Below are 25424 nucleotides of genomic sequence, written 5' to 3'. Positions count from 1 at the left end.
CCATGGAACGCACTAACAACGTTAAATTAGATTTGGCGGGTATCGGAGTTGGCCCATTTAACCTCAGCATCGCAGCTTTATTAGCGCCAAAGCAGCAAATGAATGCAACGTTTTTTGAAAGCCGAGACAGCTTTGCTTGGCACCCAGGCCTTTTGCTCGACAATACCAACATGCAGACGATGTTTTTAAAAGATCTCGTCAGCGCTGTCTGCCCTGAAAACCCATATTCGTTTTTGTCTTACTTGGTAAAGAACAAAAAATTCTACCGATTCTTATCGGCGGAGCTGAACTGTATCAGTCGACATGAATTTTCGGACTACTTGGCATGGGCTGCGCATCAGTTGAATAACGTTCAATTTTCTACCAGAGTCGAGCACGTAGAATATAAAGGTGACCACTTTGAGCTGGAGACCAATCAAGGTGTTTACCATGCAAAAAACCTTTGCATTGGTACGGGGAAAGTTCCGTCGATGCCAGATTGTGCAACACCTTTTATCGGCGACCGAGTCTTTCATGCGGCAGAGGTTGGTTTGCGAGAGCGCGACTTTACTGGCAAGCGAGTTGCAATTATTGGTGGTGGTCAAAGTGGGGCGGACATCTTTCTCAATGTACTTCGAAGCAAATGGGGTAAAGTGGCGTCTCTTGATTGGATTTCACGCCGTTCAAACTTCCAACCGCTAGATGAAGCATCGTTTACCAACGAGTTCTTTACACCTGATTACGTGAACGCATTTGTTGGACTGCCAGCTTCAGTGAAAAGTGCTGAAGTCACGGCGCAAAAACTTACCTCTGACGGCGTGACGCAAAAGGCGTTGCTAGAGATTTATCAAGAGCTTTACCATCGATTTGATGTGCTTAAGGAAGATAAATGGGTTCGCCTATTACCACACCGTACGTTAGAGGGAATGAAAGATGTGGGCGGTCAATATCACATGACAATTGGTAACGCGTTAAGTCGCCAAAACGAGCTGCATCAAGCCGATATTGTGATACTCGCGACCGGTTTCAAAGCGCCTTATCCTGTTTGTCTAGACTCAATTCTGCCACTACTCGATTTGGATGAGCATAACCGTTACCAAATGACGCCAGATTTCGAATTGAAATGGCAGGGCGCAAGTAGCAATAAGATCTTCGCCGTCAACGCTGGTATGCATAGTCACGGGATTGCTGAGCCACAGTTAAGCTTGATGGCATGGCGCAGCGCTAGAATCATCAACCGATTAGCGGGTAAGCCACTTTATGATATTGATTCGGGCAAAGGTATGATTGAGTGGATTAGCCCTGCAACTATTGAAGAACTGGTTGAAGCGTAACGGCCTACTATAAATAACCAACTCACTTTTTAGGAAGTGAGTTGGTATTTGAATTGTCACAGTTAAAGTGACGGTGTCACCTATATATCTAAGGTGACACTTCACTTGGTGATTCTCCCGTCCAACGCTTGAATGCGCGAGTGAAAGAACTGAGTTCAGAAAAACCAAGCTGAAAGGCTATTTCTGTCATGTTGTTATTTGGGTTTTTTAGCAGCGTGAGTGCTTTCTCAAGGCGGTAGTTGTTCAATAACGTTTTGAATGTTGTCTGAGCATCAGCCAAGCGACGGTTTAGAGTTCTCGAACTGGTTAATAGCCTTTTTGCCACCAAGTCCACATTGATGCCTCTCAGAGTGTCTAACTCGTCCAGCACACGACAAACTTGCAGTCTAACGTCATTTTTACTTAGCTTGGCCGCTTGTTCCTTTACTCTAAGTAAGTTGTGCTCCATAAGCTGTTCATGAGCGAATGGAGAAACCGCCTTGAGCGCTTCGCGGTGAAAAACAATTTTCCGGATCGGACCTTTCTCTATATCCGGCACTCGATAACGTTGGCAAAACTTATCAACTAGGGCTTGGGGATAGTGATGGAAGGGGGCATACAGTCGGCAAGGAACCGATTGGCTATGGTTGAGAGTCCGTAGCATTTCCAAGATTAGGCACACGACTAATGAAATACCTGTCTGAGTGACGGTGTATGAGTCAGGGGTTCGATTGTTGATGATCCACAGCTCAGTGTTATCTCCATCTTCAACAAGTGAAAGGTGCGCTTGTGGAGCGAGTACAATGAAGTACTCACATAGGTTTTGTAAGCATTGATGCAATGTTTGTGAAGACCACAGAGCAACGGAGAAACTATCAAACGTTAATGGCGTTGCACACTTTGCCGCTTCAATACTTAAGTCAAACTGGCTGTTTTCGATCAACTCTTGATGAAACTTTTGTACTACTCGAATATCGGGGTGCTTTAGGCTCGACTCCAGCAACTCTTGGTAGCTATTCAATGACTCTAACTCGACTTGATAGTTCCGACCTGCTTGTATCAACAGATCTACCCAACCCGAATGCAGATAATAACGATGATCGTTGTACTCTGAGGTAGCGCGCATTGTGGCCTCTTTGCAGCTTTTTTATTGTCTAATTAAGCCATGATTGCTGTTGTGTTTGTCATAAATATAAAAACATCAACACATTAAGTACAGCGGTTTTAGGAGAGGTTTTGTCGATTTAGCTAGTTTTTAAACCACTAATGTTTTGAATTTATGCCAAATGTTGTCAGCAATGGATACGTGTCGAATAAAAGTTAGATCAAACTTCTGGGGTTGGCTACTGGAGTTAGTTATCAATCTGCTTGACTCAACACGCCAAGTGTTTAACTCGATGCGTCAACGTGCGTTACAGCTAGAACAGCTCAAGAAAAAGTCCCAAATCGTGGTCTATGTTGAATTCATCAAGATTAATTGACCAAAACCTAAATAGGGGAAAGTGATGAAAAGTTTGATGAAGAACGCAGCCATTGCCAGTTGCATTTTATCGGCGTTAGGCGCTTCTACTATCGCCAGTGCATGTTCAAATGTATTTTGGGATAGCCCGCAGGGTGTGGTGGTCACACGAACAATGGATTGGATGGAGTCGACTCACCCATTGTTGCTTAAAGTAGCGGCAGGAGAAAAACGTAACTATCACGGCTACGATACCGCTGACCGCGAATATGTAGTGAAAAATGCTTTTGTTGCCATTGCTGCGTATGGAAACTTGATAGGAGAAGGGGTGAATGAACATGGACTGCAGGCCAGCGTGCAATATTATCGTGGAATGCAATTGGCAGAAGGAAATGAAACGACTTTAAGCCAGAATGAACTCGCAGGGTACCTGCTTGCAAATTACGATGACGTACAGCAAGTCGTCGACAACATTAAGGACATTCGAATTGGTTTAACTTCCATTCCGGGTATGCAAGAGCCGCCGCGTTGGCATTATATTGTTTCTGACGAGTCAGGCGATCGTGCGGTGATTCAGTATGATGAAAACGGCGTTAAGGTGTATCGCGGCGAAGATGCTCAGGTAGTGACTAACTCAAGTCAGAACGAGCTGCTGGCGGCATGGGAGAAGAAATCAGAACAGTTGGAAGGTTTTGGTGGCTACGGTAGTCAGTTTCAGCTCAATGCGGGCAATACCGACTCTGAACAACGGTTTGTATTCGCAAAGTATTTTGTATCACAGCTTCGTAGTGCCAATTCACCATTGCAAGCAATGATGGCGGTAGAAGGCACTGCATTTAAGGTGCCTCAGCAAGCGGCTTATCGCCCTCAAGATGGCATGGATACTTACGCTACGGAATACACGATTACCTACAACTTAGAGTCCGGCGACGTGGTGTTCAAGTATACGGGTGAAGACTGGAATCAAAGTGAATGGAATTTTAAGGAGCTGCTAAGCTCTGAAAAGACAGTTAAAAAGCCACTTTATCTACCGCGCAGTTAGTTATCTTCTTAGCGCAGCCTAGAACAAAAAAGCCCCCGAACGTTCGGGGGCTCTTCAGTTATTATGGTTTTAAGCTTTGTTGCTTTTTAATACGTTTGAGAACACAACGTGGAGATCGTTGGACGCAGAGGTACTATCAAGGTTCAGTTTAGAGCGAATATGCCCTAAGTGCTCTTGCATAAGATCAAGTGCGCGCTCCTCATCACCAGCCTCAATCGCATCAAGTAGTACGGTGTGTTCATCTAAAGAACAGTTAGAGTGACTGCCAGTCTCGTATTGTGCAATCAATAGAGACGTTTGCGATACCAAGCTGCGCTGGAATGCCAGTAAAGGCGCGTTTTCTGCCATCTCGGCTAGCTTGATGTGAAACTCACCAGATAAACGTAATCCACTACCGTAGTCACCTTGGTCAAACGCTTCGTTTTCTTTAACAACTAACTTTCGGCATTCATCAATTTGTGCTTTAGTCGCATTCTGAACCGCTAATTCAGTGATCGCGAGCTCCATCACTTCACGTGCTTTAAAGATCTGTTTCGCTTCTTCCACGGTAGGAGCTGCCACCATTGCTCCGCGATTAGGACGAATAACGACAACTTGCTCTAGCGAAAGGCGTAATAATGCACGGCGAATAATCGTTCGGCTGACGCTGAAAATTTCTGCTAATGCTTCTTCACTCAGTTTTGTGGCAGGTGGTAAGCGTTGCTCAAGGATCGCGTCGAAGATATGACAATACACAACGTCATCTTGTGTTTGCCCTGCGACCTTAGTTTTGATGTTCTTACTTACCGAGTTTTTCAGGTTTCCCATTGGTGTCGATAATCCTCAAAAATATCTGACATTTCATAAAACAATATTACTTCACTTTGTATACATGTGGCTATACAAACTGAGAAGTGTGACTCAATAGCCAGAATTTTGGCGAATGCGCTCAATATGTGCGAGCCATGGGATTTACTGACCTCGCGGTCAATTGATGGAATGAAAAACGCCTCATCAAAGTGATGAGGCGGATGGAAGCATTTAGAGCCAATATTTTTATGCCAATAGTTTTTATGAAAGCTGACGTTGTAGGCAAACGAGTTTTGTTCGACGACTCATCAAATTTAGTCGCTGTATTAAAATTGCTCAAATTTATTGAGTGAAATGAAATTAGTTTCACTTCAACATGTGATCTCAATTCCAACATGTTACGCGTGGAATTCGAGTTGTTCGAATCCTATCCACTCGTGTGGGATTAATCGGAATTTGAAGCCGCTTTTAATGTCTATACCCATTACGCTGGACTAGAGCAAAATTTTTGGATTTAGATAGGGTAACTCACGTTGAACTGAGCATCATGGTGTTGTTTGGGTATATACTTATCCAAGTATTTGAATTATTAATAGTAATTAATTGATATTTACTGTGTCATTTCAGTGCCAATGGCTGAAGCCACTTAGGGGTGGGCACAAAGGGTTAAAGGGAGAGGTGCATGAAGCGAAAGCAGCGCAATATTTTGGGTTTTACCTTACTGATGTTAAGTGCAAGCCTGCACGCTAAGGTAATAGAGACCACCACACTGGTTGGATTTGGCGAGGCGAAGTATCCCGCGGATTTTACCCATTTTGATTACGTTAACCCTGATGCACCTAAATATGGCAAAGTCGTTTATGGCCAAATGGGGACATACGACAACTTCAACCGTTATGCGTCTCGCGGTGTTGCTGCGGCAGGTAGTGGCAATATTTATGACATGTTGATGTTCTCACCAAGTGATGAAATAGACGCTTATTATCCACTGATTGCCAGCAATGTTCGTTACTCAGACGATTACATGTGGCTTGAGCTAGATATTAACCCTAACGCTCGTTTCCACGATGGCAAGCCAATTACAGCCCATGATGTAGCCTTTACTTTCGATAAGTTTATGACCGAGGGGGTACCGCAGTATCGCGCTTATTACAGTTCGATTAAGTCTGTGACCGCAAAGTCTGATCTTGTTGTTCGTATTGAAATGTCGGAGCCAGATCGCGAGAAGCTGTTTAGCTTTGCGCAGTCTACCCGTGTGTTGCCAAAACACTTTTGGCAGGATAAAAAATTCTCTGAGCCTTTGAACGAGCCACCAGTAGGAAGCAGCGCGTACAAAGTGATTGATTACAAGCCTGGGCAAAGTGTGACTTATGGGCTTGTGAAAGATTACTGGGCAAAAGATTTACCAGTGAATGTCGGACGCAACAACTTTGAGACCGTGCAGTACGATTACTACCGCGACGATACGGTGATGCTGGAAGCGTTCAAAGCGGGTGAGTTTGATATTCGAACCGAAAGTGAGCCTAAGTTCTGGGAGAACTCCTATACGGGAGTAAACTTTGATAAAGGCTACATCAAGAAAGAAGAAATTCCACACCAGCAACCGCAATCAGCTCAAGGCTTTGTATTCAACATTCAAACTGAAGTGTTCAAAGATCCTAAGGTTCGGGAAGCAATTAATTATGCGCTCGATTTTGAGTGGATGAACAAAAACCTGTTCTACGGCGAAAACAGCCGTACTCGCAGTTACTTCCAAAACACGGACTATGCGTCTGTTGGTTTGCCGTCTGAGGAAGAAAAAGCGGTACTAGAACCAATTAAAGACAAAATCCCACCACGTGTGTATACCCAAGAATATCAGCCGCCAAAAACGGATGGCTCAGGCCGCATTCGCAGCCAAATGCGCACAGCGTTCAAGCTGTTTAAAGAGGCAGGGTGGGAGCTCAAAAATAAGGTGATGACTAACACCAAAACAGGGGAGGCGATGAGCTTTGAACTGCTTATCTACAACCCAAATGTTGAAACTTACGCAATCCCATTTCAAAAGAACCTAAGACTAATGGGAATCGACATGAAAATTCGAACAGTCGATCGCACTCAGTACATTAAGCGTTTGCGTGATCGTGACTTCGATATGGTTTCATCGGGCTACTTTGCCAACCCATACCCTAGCTCTGACTTGATGATTGTATGGAACTCCAAGTTTATCGATTCAACTTATAACACGGCTGGGGTGATCGATCCTGCGGTGGACTATTTGACCGAGCAGATTGCGAAAAATCAGCAAGACCCAGAAAAGCTACTTGCACTAGGGCGTGCCTTTGACCGTGTGTTGCAATGGAACTTTTACATGGTGCCTCAGTGGCACTTTAGTAAATACCGTGTGGCAATGTGGGATAAGTTTGAACGTCCCGAAATTCGCCCTGATTACCAGTTAGGTCTTGATACTTGGTGGGTTTCTAAAGAGAAAGCAGCCAAGCTACCTAAGAAAAGACGCTAACCGAGGTAGTAATGGCCGCGTATATTTTTAGACGACTGTTACTGGTCGTGCCCACCTTATGGGCAATCATCACTATTAACTTCTTTATTATTCAAGTGGCCCCAGGAGGGCCAGTTGAACAAGCGATTGCTCAAATGCAGGGGCTTGAGTCTGGTTTAATGAGCCGAATCACTGGTGGAGGAAGCTCTGCTGATACAGCGGCATTTGAAGATGTTTCTGGTTCGGGCTACAAGGGCTCTAGAGGACTTGATCCCGAAGTAGTGGAGGAAATCAAAAAGCAGTTTGGTTTCGATAAACCTATCCATGAACGTTACTTCGAAATGCTGAAAAATTACGCTACCTTCAATTTCGGTGAAAGCTTGTTTAAAGGTGGTAACGTAATCGATCTGATTGTAGAGCGTTTACCCGTTTCAATATCGCTGGGTTTGTGGAGCACGTTGATTATCTACCTGATCTCCATTCCTTTGGGGATCATGAAAGCGATTCACCATGGCTCACGTTTTGATATTTGGTCCAGTGCTGTTGTCATTGTTGGTTACGCAATTCCGGGATTCCTATTTGCGATTATTCTGATCATTCTTTTTGCGAGTGGAAACTATTTCAGTTGGTTCCCATTGCGCGGACTAGTTTCAGCGAACTTCGACCAGATGACGTGGTATCAGCAAGTTATCGACTATTTCTGGCACTTAGCGTTGCCAACACTGGCGATGGTGATTGGTGGCTTTGCGACGCTGAGCATGCTAACCAAAAACTCCTTCCTTGATGAGATTAACAAGCAATATGTTGTTACTGCGCGTGCCAAAGGTTTGGATGAAAGTAGCATCTTGTACAAACACGTATTTCGTAACGCAATGCTGATTATCATTGCCGGCTTCCCAAGTGCATTCATTAGTATTTTCTTTACTGGCTCAATGCTTATTGAAGTGATGTTCTCACTTGAAGGCATTGGCTTGCTTGGATTCGAGTCAACCATACAACGTGATTATCCCGTTGTATTTAGTTCCCTATATATCATGACGTTACTAGGATTGATTTTGAGTATTATTTCCGATTTAACCTATACATGGGTTGATCCTCGTATTGATTTTGAGGCGCGTTAATGGTGTTAAAAAAGAAACATAAAAACCCAATTAACGAAGCCCGCTGGCAGCGTTTTCGTGCCAACAAACGAGGGCTTTGGTCGCTGTGGATTTTTGGGGTTTTGTTCGTGCTTAGCTTGTTTGCTGAGCTGATTGCGAATGATAAACCCCTGTTGGTCGAGTATGACCAAGCTTGGTATTTTCCGGTTCTTAAGCCATATGCGGAAACGGAATTTGGCGGGGAGTTTGAAACCGAAGCGGATTACACCGATCCCTATGTGACCGATTTAATTGAAGAGAAAGGTTTCATCATCTGGCCTCTGATTCGATTTAGCTACGACACGATTAATTTCAATATTGTAGGCTCGGTTCCCTCTGCTCCCGACGCCGTTAACTGGCTAGGTACCGATGACAAAGGCCGAGATGTGTTAGCTCGGATCATCTATGGATTTCGAATCTCGGTACTGTTTGGTTTTGTTCTGACCATAGTATCAAGCGTGATTGGCGTGGTGGTCGGTGCGACTCAAGGCTACTACGGTGGCTGGCTAGATCTGCTGGGGCAGCGCTTCATAGAGGTGTGGTCTGGGATGCCAACTTTGTTCCTACTGATTATTCTATCGAGCTTTGTAGAGCCTAATTTTTGGTGGCTACTCGGCATAATGGTGCTGTTTAGTTGGATGAGCTTAGTTGGGGTTGTTCGGGCTGAATTCTTGCGCTGTCGTAACTTCGACTATGTGCGTGCAGCTCAAGCGATGGGTGTCGATGATAAACGTATTATGTTGCGCCATATGCTGCCAAATGCGATGGTCGCGTCGTTGACCATGATGCCATTCATTCTGTCTGGTTCTGTTACCACACTCACTTCACTAGACTTCCTTGGTTTTGGTTTACCTGCAGGTTCTCCGTCTTTAGGTGAACTCTTGGCGCAAGGTAAAGCGAACTTGCAAGCCCCTTGGCTCGGGATCTCCGCTTTCATGGTACTTTCACTGATGCTGACTTTGCTGGTGTTTATTGGTGAAGCGGTACGTGACGCCTTCGATCCGCACCAACAAGGAAGATAATCATGGGACAAACCGTATTGGATAACATTCCGTCGAATGACACTGTACTGAGTATTGAAAACTTGTCTGTTGGTTTTGGCCGTGGCGGAAAAGTGGAGCAGGTGACCAACAAAGTGTCGCTGTCGATCAAAAAAGGCGAGACGTTAGCATTAGTAGGAGAGAGTGGTTCAGGAAAGTCTGTTACGGCTAATTCAGTACTCAAACTGCTTCCTACAGGCTCAGCTCATTATCTTGAAGGCAACATCAAGTTTGATGGTACCGACATGCTCTCTTGCTCGGAGCGCCAGTTACGCGGTATTCGTGGTGGGCGGATTGGCATGATTTTCCAAGAGCCAATGGTGTCGCTCAATCCGCTACACAAAGTTGGTAAGCAGTTGGTTGAAACCCTCGCAATTCATCGCGGGATGAGAACTAAAAAAGCAGAACAATTAGCGATCAGCTGGTTAGAGAAAGTGGGTATCCGCCATCCGGAAATAAAGATCAACGCTTACCCTCATGAACTGTCTGGCGGGGAGAGGCAGCGCGTTATGATCGCGATGGCGCTGATTAATGAACCTGAACTGCTTATTGCCGATGAACCTACTACGGCGCTAGATGTGTCTGTTCAAGCGCAAATTCTTGACCTATTGAAGGACTTACAGAAAGAACTTGGCATGGCGATGCTGTTTATTACACATGATTTGAGTATTGTCCGTCGTATCGCCGATCGAGTCGCTGTGATGCAAAACGGTGAGCTGGTGGAAGTGGATGAATGTAAGAAGCTCTTTAGTTCACCTAGCCACCCTTACACGCAAAAACTAATCGATTCCGACCCGCGTGGCTTGCCTGTTGAGGTTAAAACTGGCTCTGAAACCTTACTGAATGTTCAAGATCTGAAAGTCTGGTTTCCTATTACAGGCGGGATATTTAAGCGTGTGGTATCCCATGTGAAAGCGGTAACCAATATGGCTTTTGAGTTGAAGAAAGGGCATTCGATTGGTTTAGTGGGAGAAAGTGGTTCGGGCAAATCGACCACAGGAATGGCGATCTTAAAACTGGTGAGTTCTGAAGGTTCTATTGCGTACTTAGGGCAGGAACTACAAAATTTAGATCGTAAAGGTATGCTGCCGTATCGCAGTAAGATGCAGGTGGTACTCCAGGACCCGTTTTCAGCGCTTAACCCTAGAATGTCGGTTGCACAGGTGATAGGAGAAGGGCTACGTGTTCATGCCGAATATGACGAAGAACAGCTGGATGCGCTCATCTGCGATGTAATGAAAGAGGTGGACCTAGACCCAAGTGCTCGTCACCGTTATCCCAATGAGTTTTCCGGCGGGCAGAGGCAACGTATTGCGATTGCTAGAGCGCTTATTTTGAAACCGGAGTTTATCTTATTGGATGAGCCTACGTCTTCTCTTGATCGAACCGTTCAAGCTCAGGTTTTGGATCTTCTCAAGTCATTACAAAGCAAATATGGTCTGACTTACTTGTTCATTAGTCATGATTTAAATGTCGTGAAATCTCTGTGTCACTACACAATTGTGATGAGGCAAGGAGAAATAATCGAGCAAGGAGAAACTCAGTCGCTATTTACACAACCCAATCACGAATACACTAGGGAGCTAGTTTCGCTGTCATCGTTCTAGCGTTCTTAAAGTAACTCGTCTATCTGCAACGGCCCCGAGTTTTTCGGGGCCGTTGTGTTTTGAAAGATATGGCGCTGAATATTACGCTGCTTTGTCGCAATAGGCCTCAAGTTTATTGCGCCCACCTTGCTTGGCTTTATACAGCATTTGATCGGCTTGTTTTAAAGATTGAGGCAAAGAACTAACCACTGGGCTAAACCCTCCAGAGATGGTGACATTCGGTGCCTGATTCATTGAAGCGATATCAGTTCGTATACGCTCGAAAATTTGCGCTGCGATTGACTTGGAATCGGTATGTATGATGACAACAAATTCCTCTCCGCCAAATCGAAATGCGTAGTCGCTGTCGCGAATTCTTACTTTTATCGCTTGGGCGACGCGCTTAATCACTTGATCGCCAATGTCGTGTCCATATTTGTCGTTCACTTGCTTAAAGTGGTCGATATCAAAAATCCCGACGTAACTTTGATGGCGCAAAGTTGAGCGTTGCTCCAACTTACGTAGATAATGTCGGTTATACAACCCAGAAAGTTCATCTTGGTAGCTGATCTTACTCAATGCTTGATGCTCACGGCGGAATTTATACAAGTAGTAGCCACAGCCTGACGCTAAGGTAATCAAGCCTAGAATCAGGTAAAAGTACTTGGGAATGAATTCTGTCTTATCGACCACTTTAATCAGATACGCAGTACTATCGTTGAGCATTTCTACTTTACGATAAATAAAGTAGTCATCGCTGTTTTCAAGCATCCCCGTGTAGCGCCTGCTGCGGCTAAGTTGTTCCCATAAAGCCACTTCGGTATTGTTGATGGAAGAAGAGCTACGATGAGACGGGGCACTACTTGCATAGACAAAGCCACTAGGGCCAACTAAAAGAATGTTATTCCTAGTCGACTTGGCAAACTCATCGAGCGCGACTTCAACCACCAAGTAGCCAATGTGTTGAGTGTTGGCATAGAGAGGGGAAAACTGAGTATAACTGAGCTTGCTCGGCTCGATAAAAGCCTGTGAGCTGTGGCTGTTTTGAGGTGATGCGAAAAACGGGTTAAAGGAGTGGATCAGACCTTGGTGACGATAGCTTGAACTTGGGTTAGTAGACACGATATGAATATCAGATATCAGGTTTTGGCCGGCCAGCAAATTGTCAATTAGGTCATCGAATGCCAGAGGCGACTCGAAGTATTGTTTGGCAAGTTGGGTGCTACGCAATGAGTTTAAGCTTTCGATATGATGCTTTCTTTGGATAAGAGTATCGTTGATGGTCTGAAGCTGAAACGCGATGTCATTTTGTTTATCCCGTTTGAGATAACTGACAGGAGTATTAATGACAAAGATCGCGAGTAGCATGATGAGAAAACAGCGGAGTTCGATACCAGAAGAGCTGCTGAGTGCTCGCGTGTAATACAAAACCATAGTTAGAAAACCAAACCTCAAAACCGCACTTGCTAAACAATCCGTTGTTCATAGCTGGGTAAGCATTTCTATTCTAGAGTTTGACGGTGACGGTTTTGTGACAAAGTGTCGTTCGAAAGCGATTGTAGCTACTTATATTGATTAAGTGTGTAGCGGCTCGCACTTGCCAGTGAGAGGGGCTTTGATAGCCAGTAGCCTTGCAAGTAGGAAACTCCCATCTCTATGAAACTACGCTGCATTTCAGCATTTTCTATACCTTCAACAACGATATCAACGTTGTTCGAACGGCAAAGCTGGGTGACAAAACGGAGGTATTCGCGTGAAGCGACATTATCTAATGAACGCCATGCCATCGACTTATCAATTTTGATTTGATCGAGTGGTAAATCGAAGAAGCTATTCAGTGAGCTGTAGCCTGCACCAAAGTCATCAAGTGATAGCTTAAAGCCGTAACCACTTAACTTGTTCAGTTGCTCTAAAGCGTGTTTATTGCCGTCCAGAATAAAGGTTTCAGTGAGCTCTAGTACAACATTCTTAGCAGGGACGTGCGCCAGTTCAGCAATGGTTTTTACCCTTTCAGGAAAGTGGCTGTTAAGCAGTTGTAGCACTGACACATTCACGTTGACTCTAACCTCTCGAGAGTGCTTTTGGTGGTACTGATGAATAAACTGGCAGGCCTTTTCAAAAACTAAGTACCCTAGGTCGACAATCAAGCGCTTCTTTTCTGCTACCGGAATGAACTCGTCTGGATAAATTTCGCCAAATTCTTTGCTTCGCCAACGTACTAACGCTTCAAAGCTTGCAATGCGGTCTGTTTGCGCACAAATGATTGGCTGAAACTTAACACTGATAATGTCGTTTTTAATGGCTTTCTTCAGGCTCTGCTCAATAAAAAAGTGGCGTTCTACTTTGCGTTGCGTGTCGCCACTGTATATCGCTAGCTTAGGTCCAGTTGTTGAACCAGTAAATTGGCAGGTGCGACAAGCGATTTTTACAATTTCTTCAGCAGGAAGGTTCTTATCGATACTAGGGTAGATACCTAAGCTAATATCTTTGCCATACAGATGTTCATTGTCAGACAACGAGTTATGGTACTGCTCCATAATTCGCTCTCCAAGATGTCTCAGTTCGTCACCTTCGTAATGGCCTTTGACTAGTACTGCAAAATCATCAGAACGTATCCGATAGTAATCGGCAAAGTCATCGGGTAGATCTTGCAACGCTGCAATAAGGTGATCAAGCAGCTCCTTTAATATTTCGGGGCCGTACTGGTTGATGTAAGACTTAATATCATCGACTTGGATATAAACCAGCGAATACTCACTGTCGTTGGTGTGAACAATTTCCTCGATATCGATCAGCAGCTTACTTCTATTGGATAAACCAGAGGCGCTATCTCGAAAAGCGGCCTGCTGAATGTAAGACTCCATGAGTTTTTGATCGGATACATCGCGATGGCACCCGATCATAAAGGTTTTGCCGTCTTTGACTTTCGTGATCGAAGAGCCTTCAATCCAAAGATACTGCCCGTTTAACATGCGGACACGATACTGAGTTGTTACTTTACACTCATCAGTCTGCATGTGGTCATCGACTTTTTGTTGGAAAATCGCCTTATCGAGCGGGTGCACTAGCTCTAGCCAATCATCAAAGTGAATATGGCCGGAAGTGATACCAAATTGGGCATAAAACGACGGGTTGTAAAAGAACACATCACCCTTATGAGATAAGTAAAAAACACCTTCAACGAACACGTCGAACATATGAATAAAGTGGTTATCCATGAACGCATCGAAGTCCGCACCTGTTAAAGGTGCTTGCGATAATGTGTCGACTTTAGAAAGAGGCAGCATCAAGAAACTAACAGTGGGCGTTGAGGAGAGACAATACGAGTAAAGGTGTTAGGTAAATAGGCATGTATTGTCATTCTATCTTGCCAGTTTATAGGCAAGCTCCTTTGGTTTATCGGCCAATCCTTTGGCAGGCCTGTTAGTGAATGGTTAGGTAAGCTGCAGATTATTAATGCAGAATATCAACATTCGATGAAACTATTATTACCAGTAATATCATAACCGATAGATGAATCAACAGTTCATCTCATCAGGTTTGAGGTTAGATCACTTTCTGGTGGGATTTGTGTCATCAATTGATGAAACCGTGAGCTCAGTGTACCCCGTGGCCGGATCAAACGCGCGATCAAACTGTAAATCAGTGTAACTGTGTATGACTAACTCGGCGGTGGTGTCGATGATGCTACCGTTCAGCAGATGCCCGCCAATAACCTCACCATTCTGTTTAGAAACGGAAATGTGTATGTGCTGATGCGCAGGCGTTAACGTTCCCATTAGCGAGACAATTTCGAGCGGTTCTTTAAGTGTTAGCGATTGTTGCGCTCCAGCTAGTCTCACCTGAAGCTGCGACAAGCAACCGACACAAGAAGCAACGGTTCCAGCCGTAACTTTACGATCGTGAACCAGTTTTTGAATCGCTTGTTTGAGGTCGGTTCCTCTTTCTAGCCGAATAGCAATGGGAGAAATCATAGTTCTTCTTGAGCTTAGTGTGCTTGATTGTTATGGATAATATCTTAAGCCGCTCCAGAACAATAAGTGAATATCGATAGACTTGACTTATAAATTGTCAAACTACCTCTTTAGGAGTGTTCTGATGCGAGTTTTATAGATGCTGTGTAAATGCCTTTTGATTTAATGATTTACTGAATGAATGGGTACATAAATCCTGACAAAACTCTTAAAAAAGCACCATTTTGATCCTTGTTTCTTTTCTATACTCTAGCGGCAATTTTTGCCCAAATCCCTAAGTCGTATGTCCGGTGTTGTTAGAAACTTTAGCAAGTCTAGAGTGCTGATTGCTGATAATTCCCCATTGGTTCTCTCCAACCTTAAGCTCGTGTTGAGAGAAATGGGTTTCAGTGCTCGCCTTATTGTGTCCGCTAAAGACGTGCGTACGATGCTGACGATGGCGAGAACTCAACAAGTTGATGTTGTCATCTGCGACTATAACTTCTGCTCCCAGATAAACGGTAAGCAAATACTCGACGAGTTTCGAGCGGAAAAGTTACTTCCTCCGCATGGCGCGTTTGTAATGCTTTCAGGTGAAACGCAGCCGAGTGCAGTTAGGACAATATTAGAATCAGAACCTGATGAATATGTGTTAAAGCCATATTCCGGGTTTGAGTTAAAGCGTCGCCTTGCGAACGTATGTGCTCGCAAACAAGACCTAGCGTACTTGTCAGAGTTAGATAGCGAAATGCCGATCGAAGACGTAGAACACGTCTTCGAAAGTGCGCTAAAACAAACACCGGAGTACGAGAAAAGCATCTTGCGCCTTCGTGGCGATTACTACCTCAAGTATCAGCATTTTGAATTTGCTTTAGATCTGTATAAAAAATGTTTGCGCCGTAATGCTAGCCACTGGGCAATACTCGGAGCGGTAGATGCGTTGTTAGCGCTTGGGCAACCGAAAAAGGCAGAGCATTATCTTAATCAATGGGTTGAGAAACGCGATGGCACAACGCCGAGAGTCATGGAAGCCTACGCACGCATCTACTTAAAGCAAAAACGAATCGATGATGCGCATTTACAGCTATCTAAATCGCTGGCGCTCACTCATAACAATGCGGACCGTATTGCTGGTCGGGCGATTTTAAATGAAGCGCTTGGGCTTTTTGAACGGGCATTTGTTGATCGCTTACTTCACGCTAAGCTGGTGCGATACACTTTCCGCGACGTGCTGGCCGTCCAGTTGGACGTGTTCCGCATGAAGATACAGATGTCAACGTCGAATCATAGTTTGAAAGCTCAAGAGATTCGTAACGATCTATACCAAATGTCGAAACGCATCAATGATGACAACAAGCTGTTGGCATTGAGCATCGTCGATTGTCATTTGGAAATCGTCGACAACAATCCCAAAGTGGCTCGAATTAAACTCAACAACCTGCTAAAGAACTATACTGAACTGGATTTGGACAGCAGTTGGTATTTACTATATCTTCTGTATATAACTCATAATCATCAATGGTTTAATCGCATTTTTCAGCATGTAAAAATGCATTTACCTGAATCGACGGACAGTAATCTGATGAGCTTGTGTTGTCGCGCTAAGTTTGACTTCATTGCACAGTGGCAACGAAAGAAACATTGTCAGCAACAGAAGGTTTTGTTGTCTATCGACGAGGCGAAAGAGTCCGATATAGAGCGGGCGCTGAACGTCGCAATGAACTTTTTCAAGGCAAGGCCACTATCGGCACACGCTGCCGTAGCACTGATAGATTTGATTGGTAGAGCGTTACCGAGAAACTTGGAAGCAGAGCAGGTTCGAGATTTAATCTTTAATTGTGAAGGTTTGATCGCTTATTCGGCCAGTTTGACTGCTCAAGAGAGACAAATTGGTTTAGAAGCTGCGAAGCGTGCCAAGCACAGGTTCAATACCGAGCTTAGCTGCGCCACATAGGTCTACATTCGATGATTGTTGTTCCATTCAGGAAGGATTACGCATGAAATCTCAGCTGGACTTAAACTTACTGATCGTACTTATCCTACTCGATAAGCACCGCCAACTGAAACCGGTCGCGAAGGTGCTCGGTAAAACAGAAAGTGCTGTTAGTAAGCATTTGTCTAAGTTGCGCGAACAACTCGGCGACCCTCTGTTTGTTCGGGGAGCCCACGAGTTTGAACCGACCGATTTTACGCTTGAGCTGCTACCAAAAATCTCCTCTGGGTTGGAAATGATCAATACTGCTGTTGTTCAAGATGAGTTCGACCCGAAAACTTACAAAAAAGACATCGTGATCGCTTTGCCTAGCTTGGGGCAATATTTAGTAGGGGATACCTTGCTAATGGATCTCATGGAAACTTTTCCAAACGCAGTTGTCAAAATCACCACGTGGTCTCACAGTTCTGTAGGGGATATCCTAGCCAACGATGTTGATGTGGGCGTGCAATATTTCAATGATGAACAAACAAAAGCTGTGTATCAACATCATATTGGCAAGTTTAGGCCTGCGATTGTTGTTTCCGACCAGTGTGAAGAAACGTCATTTGACGAGCTGCTTAAGATGCCGTTTGTACTGATGGAAATGAAAGGCTGGGTCGATAACAAACCAATAGCCAAAAGGCTTCTTGAATCGAAAGGATTGAAAATCAACAAACGTGCGGTGGTGGATAACATCACTTGCTTGTTGAAAGTTATTCGCGAAATCAATGGAGCGACGCTACTACCGCAAATCGATAAACCATTTGATGGTTACCGTTGTGTCGAGTTACCTGCGGAGCTGGATTTTGATGAGTTACCAGTCGTGGTGGCGAATTACAAACTGGCTAATCGTGATAACCCATTGCACCGATTATTGATTAAGAAGATCAAGCAACATATCTTTTAAATATGGGCTGGTGTCTATATTTAGCACTGAAGATGAGTTTATTTAAGAGTGGGTAGGGTATACACTCCACCTCCCAAGTTGATTGATAGAACCCTTATGAACCAAGAAGAATACGAAGAACAGCAATACGATGGCGAAGAAATTGAGATTGAAGCGATTGGCATCGAAGTCTCATCTCAGCCCATTGAATTATACAAAGTGTTTAAAATTGCAAACTTGGTTGGCGGTGGTGGCGAAGCAAAGCACATTATCTCAGAAGGGTATGTAGCGGTTAATGGAGAGTTGGAAACACGCAAACGACGTAAGATGTACGATGGCGATTTCTTTGAGTTCAACCAAGAGTACTATGTTGTTGTGTGCGATGCTCCAGTGACAGAAGAGCCGGAACTTAACCAGCCATTACCTGAACCTAAGAAAAAAGCGCCTAAAGGGAAAGGCAACAAGCCTTCAGCTAAATCTTCTTCCAAAAAGTCGGGGCAAGGTTCGACTAAAAAGACTAACAAGAAAAAAGAGTCGGCCAGTAAACCGACACGAGACAAAGATAGCGGTCGTAACTCTATCGATTTCTTCTAACTCAGCTTCTCTAGCTGAAAAACGCCAGGCTTTAGTCTGGCGTTTTTGTATTTGTCATTTCGTTGTTAGCTGCTGCTACTTGGTAAGATCCTCAATGATTGGACAGCGGCTTTCAGAATCTCCAGGGCAAGCTGTCACCCAGCTCTGCAACTGCTTTTTCATTTCAGTGAGTTCGTGAATCTTAATCTCGATCTCTCGCAGCTTCTCTTCTGTACGAGCCTTTACTTCACTACTTTTTCTGTTTGGGTTGTGTGCAAGTTGCACAAACTCTTTGCATTCTACTAGCGAAAAACCAGCATTTTTTGCACGCGAGACTAGGTTAAGCTCTTGGACATGTTTGTCAGAATATTCTCTGTACCCAGATTCACTGCGATTAGGAGGAGTGATGATGCCTTTGTCCTCGTATAGGCGTATCGACTTATTTGATAGCCCAGTTAATTTCGCAACAGCGCCGATGTTCATGTTTATCCCCAGTATCTGTATGGAATATTTGGAGTGTACGCTAGGTGTAGCTTGTTATTCAATTTAGAAAGCGAATTAAAGTGGCCGAGAAAGACAAAACGGATGTGGCACAAAGGTGTTTGACTAACGACAGTTTTGTTTAATTAGGCGCAGTGTAAAGTCATTCGAGTAGGGTTGAGTTACTATAACGATTCTATCTCGGAAGAGAATATTACGTCGACATCCCTCCTGCTTTTTGGCTTAGTGCTGGAATTCTTGGAGGGTTGTGATTAAGCGTCCAACTGATCGCTTCTTCTAGAGGTTTTGCTGAGCAATAATAATAGCCCTGGATGTAGTCACAATCGTATTTCTTGAGTAGGTCGAGTACATCTCTGTCTTCCACGCCCTCTGCTACCACCGTGTAACCCAGACCATGAGCGAGAGAAATAGCATTAGCTACAATCGACTCATTGCGATGGTTGGATTTCAATTGAAATAGGAAAGACCGGTCAATTTTGATTTGATCGACAGGTAAGTCTCGTAATAGCGACAAAGAAGAATAGCCTGTGCCGAAGTCGTCTAGGCTGATTCGAAAGCCCAACTTCTTAATGTCGTTGAGCATTTCTATCGGGCTGCGTAAGCGGTTAATTGCGGTGGTTTCGGTGATTTCCAATACAACATGTTCCGCAAACTGAGGGTTTCGCTCTACTAAGGTTTCTAAATGATGGAACAGACTTTTGCCAAGCAAGTCTTTGGCTGACAAGTTAATGTGAATATCACATTCAATATCGTGGACTTGGAATTTGACTAAGTCTTCAGCTACTTGCTCCAATATCCAAGCTGTTATGGATGATATCTTGTTACTTTGTTCCGCAATTGGAATAAAGTCGACGGGGCTAATAAAGCGCCCGTGATCATCGACCCAGCGAATTAAGGCTTCATATCCCTCCACAATGTCGTTTTTGCCACACATAATGGGTTGATAGAACATTCGGAACGAACACTTCTCGAGTGCTGTGTCGATCTGACGTGAGATTTCCAGTTTCTGTTTTGCACCAAGCGACATATCTTGATTGTAGAAAGCACTGAGCCTGCCAGATTTTTTCGCATAGTACATGGCTAAATCGGCGTGATTGATAAACAGCTCTGAAGTGGTGGCGTCGCTATCTGAACCGCAGACACCAATGACGACGCTAGTGGTTAACTCAAAACCATCAATAGAAAATGGCTTACGAAGCACAGTATCAATTTGCTTACAGAGTTTTTTGATCTCCTGATGGTTGGTTGTTTGGTGGACCAATACAAATTCATCGCCGCCGACACGGGCAAGGAAGTCTGTAGGTTCAAGCAAACTGTTAATTCGTTGACCAATTTGAACTAGCATTTGGTCACCACAAAAGTGGCCCATACCATCGTTAATTTGCTTGAAGTTGACCACATCGATCATCAACACCGAAAAATCCCCACCAACTTCACAGGTGCTGGTAATGACGTCAATGCAGTGTTTTCGGTTGGGTAGGGCAGTTAAGGAGTCATGCAATGCGTTGTGCTTTTCCTCTCCTGCTAGGCTGTTTAGCTGCAAGATGGTCGCCAAACTAAAAGTAATCACCATATATACAAAAATGCTACCGCTGAGCAATATCAACGAGAGCCCGAACAAGACAGGGCTACTGGTTTGTGGGCTGTGTAGCAGGGAAATCAGTACAAATGTATAACCCGCGATAAAGCCGCAGATGAGAACCAATAATGCTTTCCAGCCAATTTGTATTGACGCGCGACAAATTTTCCGGGCTGGGATGTAGGCCGCCACCAAGAAAGCGATGCCAATCATAATGAAAGCGATAGAAAAGGTTGCCAAGAGTCAACTCACCCATGCTGCGATACCAGTTATCAAATTAAGTTTAGAGGTTCATATGAATTTTGCTGGCTAGGTTTACAACATTCGCGTTGGTAAGAATTATTTCTTAATAATTCAAGGCGAAAAATAATTCCGCTTTTGCGTTGGATCAAGAAAAATCCGTTTGTTTTGCTTCAATTATTAAAACAAAGTTGAAAGATTCAAAAATTATTGAATAATGTGAGCATACAAACAAAGAAGTTTTTGCTTCACAAATCATTCTGAAACAGGATACATATCTCATGTCGAACTCGTTTGTTCTAGTCATCAACTCTGGTAGCTCATCTCTTAAGTTTGCAGTTATCGATTCAATCACTGGCGATGCAGTTGTTAGTGGCCTAGGCGAATGCTTTGGCTTACCTGAAGCCGTGATTAGCTGGAAGTACAACGGAGAAAAAACAGAAGAAGCAATTACTGCAGCCGATAATCATCACCAGCATGCAATCGATCGTATTGTTGGCTTAATGGAATCATTAGGCTTTACACAAGATTTAGTTGCCGTGGGACACCGTATCGTTCACGGTGGTGAGAAATTCACGTCAACGGTTCGTATCGACAACGAAGTTCTTGCTGAAATTGAAAGCCTGTCTGACCTTGCTCCGCTCCACAACCCGGCAGGTGCAATCGGTATTGAAGCGGCAATGAAAGCTTTCCCTAGCCTTCCGCAGTTTGCTGTTTTTGATACTGCTTTCCACCAAACGATGCCGCAAAAGGCATTTACAGGTGCGATCTCGAACGAGCTGTACAAAGAATATGGTATCCGCCGATACGGTTTCCACGGCACTAGTCATTATTTCGTTAGCCGTGAAGCGGCAAAAATGCTGGATAAGCCAGTTGAAGAGGCGAGCTTCATTTCAGTTCACCTAGGTAACGGTGCCTCTGTTTGTGCTATTGAAAACGGCCAATCTGTTGATACTTCAATGGGCTTCACTCCGCTTGCGGGCCTTATGATGGGTACGCGTTCTGGTGACCTAGATCCAGGTATCATCGAGTTCCTAATGAAGAAAGGCTGGAGCCAAGAGAAAGTTTTTGAAACGCTAAACAAGAAATCTGGTTTCCTTGGTGTATCAGGCTTAACTTCTGATGCTCGTGGCATTCTAGAAGCGATGGAAAATGGCCATGAAGGCGCTAAGCTAGCGTTTGAAGTCTTCACTTACCGCGTTGCTAAGTACATAGGTTCGTACCTAATTCCACTTAACAAGTTGGATGCGGTAATCTTCACGGGTGGTATTGGCGAGAACTCATTAGACATTCGCCGCGAGATCCTAAACAACCTAAACCTACTAGGCTTTGTTGAAGACAAACAAGGCAACGAAGATGCGAGATTTGGTGCAGCAGGTATCATCGCTAAGTCGGAACTTCTAGACGCCGTCGCGATGGTTATCCCAACCAACGAAGAGTTCGTTATCGCACAGCAGTCGGTTGAACTGCTTTAAGCGAACGAAACCTCATTTAAAAAGCGAGCCTAGTGCTCGCTTTTTTGTTTTTGTGTGTGCTTGAACCCGAACATTCACCTTCTGGCCCTTTTGCTCAACAGGCAGCAGAACAAATTGCGTTACCCAATATCGTTTAAGGCGGTGTAGACTGAAGCGTTTTTACAGTTGTTAAACAGGAAACTAGCTTCATGCGCAAATCAGATAAGAAAGTCGAGAATCTAATTAGAGACGTGTTGACCGATGTTTGTGAAGGTACGTTAAAAAGCTACGATGGTTTTCTTTGGGTGACTCATAAGGTGAAATACTCTTCTTTTCCACAAAGCCTAGAAATTGTCTGCGTATTCGAAACGAACCAGGATAGAGCACAGTTTCTAGCGGGAGAAGGTCAGCAGCATGTCGCAACAACCATCCAAAAGGCGTTTGATAAGGTTGGGGTGCAACTAAAGAACGCAGGTAAGCAAATTAGTTACGAAACACAGCAAAATCGCGTGTGATGTCATCAAGGAAAGTGAGCTAGGGTTGTAGTTAGCATCTAAGGCTAAGGACTTATATTCCGAGTTTCATTGTTAAAGCCTGGGGCCAATACGCTCTAAGCCCTAATCAAAAGTCGTGTCGTCCTTCGCGAACTCACTCACCTTCGCCCCAAAGAGTAATCCTCATATTTTATTCGTATCCAGTCACCCTAACTAGTACAGATCACAATCCACTGTACTTAATGTGTATTTTTCTTGCTAAAAAGGTAGAAAAATATGTAGTATTGTCTGGCTGAGGTTGAGAGTCGATATGTCATTAAAGAAAAAACAATCCAAAGTATCACTAAACATTAAAATTTCATCGGACTTAGATTTTCGTCTTAAACGAGCTAGAAAAGCAGCACGTGACCAGGGTTTGATGTTCAACGTATCTCAAGAAGTCGAAAAATTCCTTGAGAAGGAAGTAAAGAAAGTGGAACGCCAGTTATCCATAGATGAAGAGATTAAAGATAACCTAGAGCAACTTGGCGGGCTGAATTTAGATAAGTTAATGAAATAAATGGACTAATGCTAGAACTTAAACTGGTGTTAATTCGAATAGATATATGAACTGCAGATAAGCTTGGAGATGATTATGGGAACAATAATTGGGTTATTGATTTTGGCTGTAATCGATGTACTGCTAAAGCGTAATAGCGGGTTGCACTTGCATCAATGGATCGCAAAAAAATACAGTGATTACCAAAAAAACAAGAAACATCCTTCTTAGTGACAAACTCCGTCATCTCACGGATTTGATTTGCGGTATGTTTCGATTAAGAATTCTTAAAAATAAAACGGCGGCCAGTACATTTACAGAGATACTTTGAGAGTCGGTACTTTCTCTACTTTATAGAAACCCTAACTCAAAATGTCCCACTCTAGCTAACAGTGCACCACTCTAGCTAACAGTGCCCACTGGCCGATTTCGACGTGCTGAATAATATTCAGTCGATTCGAGTAATAAAGGTTTGCTCGTCATCCATAAAAGCGACATAGCCGCCGTGGTAGATAAACACCCGTCCACGCCCCTCAACAATACAAGCAAGCTGTGGGTTCAGATCTTCTTCGATATCCTGACTTTGATAAGTGCCGGTATCGGTGATTACACCTTTGAGCTTAGGTAAATACCCGTAAGTGCGTTTCGCTTGATCGATTAGGCTCAACTCGCTGGTGGTAGAAAAGCAGGATGGGATGGACCCTGCGTCTTCGATGAACATAGGTTTCAGCTCTTCAAAAGCGGTAATTACCAGCCAGTCGATGCCGTTAACATGGTGGATAAACATTAATTATAAATACCTAGGGTTTCGGTAATTCTGATGCGGAGATTGTAGCACTATCAGGCAAGAACGCAGTAGAGAATTGGTAGCCGAGCGTGGTTATCATACTCCACTTTGAGGATGCATGAAGCAAGCGTGAAACGCGTTCTTATATCTTGTTGTCTATAAGTCTCATACTCTTCAATTCTATCGCTACTCAGTATTACAACCTGTCCACCAGCCGTCAGTAGCGAGACAAGTGGGAAAGGTAATTAGCTTTATAGTCCTAAGTACGAAGCACCTTTGGCGTAAAATGCATATTTTTAGTAAGGTACTCCCTTATTATCTTCTGCATCAACAGCGCACTTTAGCGCTAAACAGTGTAGAGGCTACGTCATGAAAAAATTACTTCTTGCAGCAACAATTGCATCCCTATCTGCCACGGTAAATGCATCAATAGAGACAAAAGACTGGCATGAATTTGCTTCCCCTGAAGCAAAGGCATTCGCTAAAGAAACCATTGTACTGGACTTCTATGCATCACCGAGCGCGGTTGGCTTTACAGAAGATTCTGACGTTGCTCAATATATTGATCTCGCACATCAGCGTGGTGTGACCGGTGCTTCCGTCACTATTGCCGCTCCACACACACCAAACATGCTGGCTTTTAAGTCTGAACACGCTAAGTGGACCAAAGCTTCATCTGTCGCGAAAACACCTATTCGATACGTTGACAGCGTTGAAGACTTTCGACTAGCACATGAAAACGGTGAATACGCGATTATGTGGGCAAGCCAGACAACCATGCCTTTAGAAGGGGATGCATCAAATGTCGCGGTAATGGCTGAGCACGGTATTAAAACCATGCAGCTTACTTACAACGAAACAGAGCTTACCGGTTCTGGCGTTATCTCGATGATTAATGGCGATAAGTCAGGCTTAACTGAGTTTGGTAAGGAAGTCATTGATGAAATGGTGGCGCATGGTATTACCGTTGATTTGTCACATACTTCTCACTACACGACACAAGACATTACAGATTATATGCAGAAGCATCACAAAGGTGTGCCTGTCATCTACTCACACTCGCCAATTGCGTCGACCTATGGTTGTGAGCCTCACGAAACGTTGAGCGAAACCAAACAACGTATGGCGGAGGAAAATCTACAAAAAGATCACCCCGACTACCGTTTATCTGCCTGTTACCGACTCATTTCTGATGAGCAAGCTAAGACAGTTGCAGAGATGGGGGGCGTTATCGCCGTTACCGGTACAGAGTTTATGATGGATGGTATTTGGCCAGAAGATATTACCCCAAAGCAGTTCGCTGAGATGATTGATGGGGCAGTAAAGGTGGCTGGTATTGACCACGTTGGTATTGCAACCGATGACATGATGACAACAGCTAAAGTTGTGCCTTTTGCCGTTGCCAATGCCGATAAGTATGCGGATAACGGATACATGGTGGCTGCCTTCAATAGAGGAGCAACAGGGTGTGCTGAACTGTCTAAACACATAGCAGGGGTCGTCGATTCTTTGTGGGAAATGGGGTATTCAAATGAAGACCTTGCAAAACTGTTCGGTGGTAACTTGATGAGAGTTTACGAACAAACATGGACGCCAAAAGCTTAATGAATATGGCCCA

Annotated in this window: 22 protein-coding genes; 14 read left to right on the top strand and 8 right to left on the bottom strand. The window is 44.1% G+C overall.

Features of this window, described 5'->3' with window-relative positions; translation table 11 throughout:
• The first annotated feature begins 2 nt into the window (after positions 1 to 2).
• Positions 3 to 1313, top strand: coding sequence for a lysine N(6)-hydroxylase/L-ornithine N(5)-oxygenase family protein (locus J4N42_RS19655; protein ID WP_252031332.1), 1311 nt, complete (start codon positions 3 to 5; stop codon positions 1311 to 1313).
• Between the two features lie 88 nt (positions 1314 to 1401).
• Here J4N42_RS19655 and J4N42_RS19650 read toward each other — a convergent pair whose 3' ends face one another.
• Positions 1402 to 2418, bottom strand: coding sequence for a helix-turn-helix transcriptional regulator (locus J4N42_RS19650; protein ID WP_252031329.1), 1017 nt, complete (start codon positions 2416 to 2418; stop codon positions 1402 to 1404).
• A gap of 379 nt (positions 2419 to 2797) precedes the next feature.
• Between J4N42_RS19650 and J4N42_RS19645 the strand changes: the two genes are divergently transcribed.
• Complete coding sequence (locus J4N42_RS19645) at positions 2798 to 3793, top strand: linear amide C-N hydrolase (protein ID WP_252031326.1); 996 nt, start codon at positions 2798 to 2800, stop codon at positions 3791 to 3793.
• 69 nt (positions 3794 to 3862) lie between these two features.
• Here the strand turns inward: J4N42_RS19645 and J4N42_RS19640 are convergent, their stop codons facing one another.
• Entirely contained in the window at positions 3863 to 4600 is a 738-nt protein-coding gene (locus tag J4N42_RS19640; protein WP_252031324.1) for a GntR family transcriptional regulator, read from the bottom strand.
• Between the two features lie 664 nt (positions 4601 to 5264).
• Here J4N42_RS19640 and J4N42_RS19635 point away from each other — a divergent pair.
• From J4N42_RS19635 to J4N42_RS19620, 4 genes are read left to right on the top strand one after another with little or no spacing between them, the layout of a single operon-like run.
• Entirely contained in the window at positions 5265 to 7082 is a 1818-nt protein-coding gene (locus tag J4N42_RS19635) for an extracellular solute-binding protein (RefSeq protein ID WP_252031321.1), read from the top strand.
• A gap of 11 nt (positions 7083 to 7093) precedes the next feature.
• Positions 7094 to 8182, top strand: a complete 1089-nt coding sequence (locus J4N42_RS19630) for a microcin C ABC transporter permease YejB (protein WP_252031318.1) — start codon at positions 7094 to 7096, stop codon at positions 8180 to 8182.
• A complete protein-coding gene (locus J4N42_RS19625) occupies positions 8182 to 9222 on the top strand; it encodes an ABC transporter permease (RefSeq protein ID WP_252031316.1) in 1041 nt (346 codons plus the stop codon). The genes J4N42_RS19630 and J4N42_RS19625 overlap by 1 nt, the downstream gene beginning before the upstream one ends.
• A 2-nt stretch (positions 9223 to 9224) precedes the next feature.
• Positions 9225 to 10847 carry an ABC transporter ATP-binding protein gene (locus J4N42_RS19620; RefSeq protein ID WP_252031314.1) on the top strand — a complete coding sequence of 541 codons (1623 nt, stop codon included), beginning with the start codon at positions 9225 to 9227 and terminating at the stop codon, positions 10845 to 10847.
• Between the two features lie 81 nt (positions 10848 to 10928).
• Here the strand turns inward: J4N42_RS19620 and J4N42_RS19615 are convergent, their stop codons facing one another.
• From J4N42_RS19615 to J4N42_RS19605, 3 genes are all read right to left on the bottom strand, one after another.
• The gene (locus J4N42_RS19615) at positions 10929 to 12260 is read right to left on the bottom strand and encodes a GGDEF domain-containing protein (protein ID WP_252031312.1); all 1332 of its coding nucleotides are present in this window, start codon (positions 12258 to 12260) and stop codon (positions 10929 to 10931) included.
• Positions 12261 to 12388: 128 nt separating this feature from the next.
• Entirely contained in the window at positions 12389 to 14113 is a 1725-nt protein-coding gene (locus tag J4N42_RS19610; RefSeq protein WP_252031310.1) for an EAL domain-containing protein, read from the bottom strand.
• 264 nt (positions 14114 to 14377) lie between these two features.
• Positions 14378 to 14800: a PPC domain-containing DNA-binding protein gene (locus tag J4N42_RS19605; protein WP_252031308.1), complete on the bottom strand. Its 423-nt coding sequence runs from the start codon at positions 14798 to 14800 to the stop codon at positions 14378 to 14380.
• Between the two features lie 283 nt (positions 14801 to 15083).
• Here J4N42_RS19605 and J4N42_RS19600 point away from each other — a divergent pair, with 283 nt between their 5' ends.
• The 3 genes from J4N42_RS19600 (at position 15084) to J4N42_RS19590 (ending at position 18234) form a co-directional block, all read left to right on the top strand.
• Complete coding sequence (locus J4N42_RS19600; protein WP_286036696.1) at positions 15084 to 16733, top strand: response regulator; 1650 nt, start codon at positions 15084 to 15086, stop codon at positions 16731 to 16733.
• A gap of 43 nt (positions 16734 to 16776) precedes the next feature.
• Complete coding sequence (locus J4N42_RS19595) at positions 16777 to 17661, top strand: LysR family transcriptional regulator (protein ID WP_252031304.1); 885 nt, start codon at positions 16777 to 16779, stop codon at positions 17659 to 17661.
• Positions 17662 to 17757: 96 nt separating this feature from the next.
• Positions 17758 to 18234, top strand: a complete 477-nt coding sequence (locus J4N42_RS19590) for an RNA-binding S4 domain-containing protein (RefSeq protein ID WP_252031302.1) — start codon at positions 17758 to 17760, stop codon at positions 18232 to 18234.
• 75 nt (positions 18235 to 18309) lie between these two features.
• On the opposite strand, the gene cueR is transcribed toward J4N42_RS19590, so the two are convergent.
• Positions 18310 to 18696: a Cu(I)-responsive transcriptional regulator gene (gene cueR, locus J4N42_RS19585; protein WP_252031300.1), complete on the bottom strand. Its 387-nt coding sequence runs from the start codon at positions 18694 to 18696 to the stop codon at positions 18310 to 18312.
• Between the two features lie 211 nt (positions 18697 to 18907).
• A complete protein-coding gene (locus J4N42_RS19580) occupies positions 18908 to 20533 on the bottom strand; it encodes a putative bifunctional diguanylate cyclase/phosphodiesterase (protein ID WP_252031297.1) in 1626 nt (541 codons plus the stop codon).
• Between the two features lie 281 nt (positions 20534 to 20814).
• Between J4N42_RS19580 and J4N42_RS19575 the strand changes: the two genes are divergently transcribed.
• From J4N42_RS19575 to J4N42_RS22635, 4 genes are all read left to right on the top strand, one after another.
• Positions 20815 to 22008 (top strand): acetate/propionate family kinase, encoded by a 1194-nt coding sequence (locus J4N42_RS19575; RefSeq protein ID WP_252031294.1) that lies wholly within the window; start codon positions 20815 to 20817, stop codon positions 22006 to 22008.
• A gap of 188 nt (positions 22009 to 22196) precedes the next feature.
• Positions 22197 to 22502: a Fis family transcriptional regulator gene (locus tag J4N42_RS19570; protein ID WP_252031291.1), complete on the top strand. Its 306-nt coding sequence runs from the start codon at positions 22197 to 22199 to the stop codon at positions 22500 to 22502.
• 289 nt (positions 22503 to 22791) lie between these two features.
• Positions 22792 to 23040 (top strand): hypothetical protein, encoded by a 249-nt coding sequence (locus J4N42_RS19565; RefSeq protein ID WP_252031288.1) that lies wholly within the window; start codon positions 22792 to 22794, stop codon positions 23038 to 23040.
• Between the two features lie 75 nt (positions 23041 to 23115).
• Positions 23116 to 23250 (top strand): hypothetical protein, encoded by a 135-nt coding sequence (locus J4N42_RS22635; protein WP_286036681.1) that lies wholly within the window; start codon positions 23116 to 23118, stop codon positions 23248 to 23250.
• 217 nt (positions 23251 to 23467) lie between these two features.
• On the opposite strand, the gene J4N42_RS19560 is transcribed toward J4N42_RS22635, so the two are convergent.
• Complete coding sequence (locus tag J4N42_RS19560; protein ID WP_252031285.1) at positions 23468 to 23806, bottom strand: cytosolic protein; 339 nt, start codon at positions 23804 to 23806, stop codon at positions 23468 to 23470.
• A gap of 369 nt (positions 23807 to 24175) precedes the next feature.
• On the opposite strand from J4N42_RS19560, the gene J4N42_RS19555 reads away from it, so the two are divergent.
• Entirely contained in the window at positions 24176 to 25411 is a 1236-nt protein-coding gene (locus J4N42_RS19555) for a membrane dipeptidase (protein ID WP_252031282.1), read from the top strand.
• Positions 25412 to 25424: the final 13 nt, after the last annotated feature.

Source organism: Vibrio sp. SCSIO 43135, from assembly GCF_023716665.1.
GTDB classification, from domain to species: Bacteria; Pseudomonadota; Gammaproteobacteria; order Enterobacterales; family Vibrionaceae; genus Vibrio; species Vibrio paucivorans.
Note: the sequence above shows the minus strand (reverse complement) of the source record. Positions and strands in the feature narration are given on the sequence as shown.

Excerpts from the sequence above, each read along its gene's own strand:
- cueR (WP_252031300.1), bottom strand. The coding sequence starts at position 18,696 with ATGAACATCGGCGCTGTTGCGAAATTAACTGGGCTATCAAATAAGTCG.
- J4N42_RS19640 (WP_252031324.1), bottom strand. The coding sequence starts at position 4,600 with ATGGGAAACCTGAAAAACTCGGTAAGTAAGAACATCAAAACTAAGGTC.
- J4N42_RS19555 (WP_252031282.1), top strand. The coding sequence starts at position 24,176 with ATGAAAAAATTACTTCTTGCAGCAACAATTGCATCCCTATCTGCCACG.
- J4N42_RS19600 (WP_286036696.1), top strand. The coding sequence starts at position 15,084 with ATGTCCGGTGTTGTTAGAAACTTTAGCAAGTCTAGAGTGCTGATTGCT.
- J4N42_RS19635 (WP_252031321.1), top strand. The coding sequence starts at position 5,265 with ATGAAGCGAAAGCAGCGCAATATTTTGGGTTTTACCTTACTGATGTTA.
- J4N42_RS19645 (WP_252031326.1), top strand. The coding sequence starts at position 2,798 with ATGAAAAGTTTGATGAAGAACGCAGCCATTGCCAGTTGCATTTTATCG.
- J4N42_RS19655 (WP_252031332.1), top strand. The coding sequence starts at position 3 with ATGGAACGCACTAACAACGTTAAATTAGATTTGGCGGGTATCGGAGTT.
- J4N42_RS19565 (WP_252031288.1), top strand. The coding sequence starts at position 22,792 with ATGTCATTAAAGAAAAAACAATCCAAAGTATCACTAAACATTAAAATT.
- J4N42_RS19570 (WP_252031291.1), top strand. The coding sequence starts at position 22,197 with ATGCGCAAATCAGATAAGAAAGTCGAGAATCTAATTAGAGACGTGTTG.
- J4N42_RS19610 (WP_252031310.1), bottom strand. The coding sequence starts at position 14,113 with ATGCTGCCTCTTTCTAAAGTCGACACATTATCGCAAGCACCTTTAACA.
- J4N42_RS19620 (WP_252031314.1), top strand. The coding sequence starts at position 9,225 with ATGGGACAAACCGTATTGGATAACATTCCGTCGAATGACACTGTACTG.
- J4N42_RS19630 (WP_252031318.1), top strand. The coding sequence starts at position 7,094 with ATGGCCGCGTATATTTTTAGACGACTGTTACTGGTCGTGCCCACCTTA.
- J4N42_RS19575 (WP_252031294.1), top strand. The coding sequence starts at position 20,815 with ATGTCGAACTCGTTTGTTCTAGTCATCAACTCTGGTAGCTCATCTCTT.
- J4N42_RS22635 (WP_286036681.1), top strand. The coding sequence starts at position 23,116 with ATGGGAACAATAATTGGGTTATTGATTTTGGCTGTAATCGATGTACTG.
- J4N42_RS19605 (WP_252031308.1), bottom strand. The coding sequence starts at position 14,800 with ATGATTTCTCCCATTGCTATTCGGCTAGAAAGAGGAACCGACCTCAAA.
- J4N42_RS19650 (WP_252031329.1), bottom strand. The coding sequence starts at position 2,418 with ATGCGCGCTACCTCAGAGTACAACGATCATCGTTATTATCTGCATTCG.
- J4N42_RS19625 (WP_252031316.1), top strand. The coding sequence starts at position 8,182 with ATGGTGTTAAAAAAGAAACATAAAAACCCAATTAACGAAGCCCGCTGG.
- J4N42_RS19560 (WP_252031285.1), bottom strand. The coding sequence starts at position 23,806 with ATGTTTATCCACCATGTTAACGGCATCGACTGGCTGGTAATTACCGCT.
- J4N42_RS19595 (WP_252031304.1), top strand. The coding sequence starts at position 16,777 with ATGAAATCTCAGCTGGACTTAAACTTACTGATCGTACTTATCCTACTC.
- J4N42_RS19590 (WP_252031302.1), top strand. The coding sequence starts at position 17,758 with ATGAACCAAGAAGAATACGAAGAACAGCAATACGATGGCGAAGAAATT.
- J4N42_RS19615 (WP_252031312.1), bottom strand. The coding sequence starts at position 12,260 with ATGGTTTTGTATTACACGCGAGCACTCAGCAGCTCTTCTGGTATCGAA.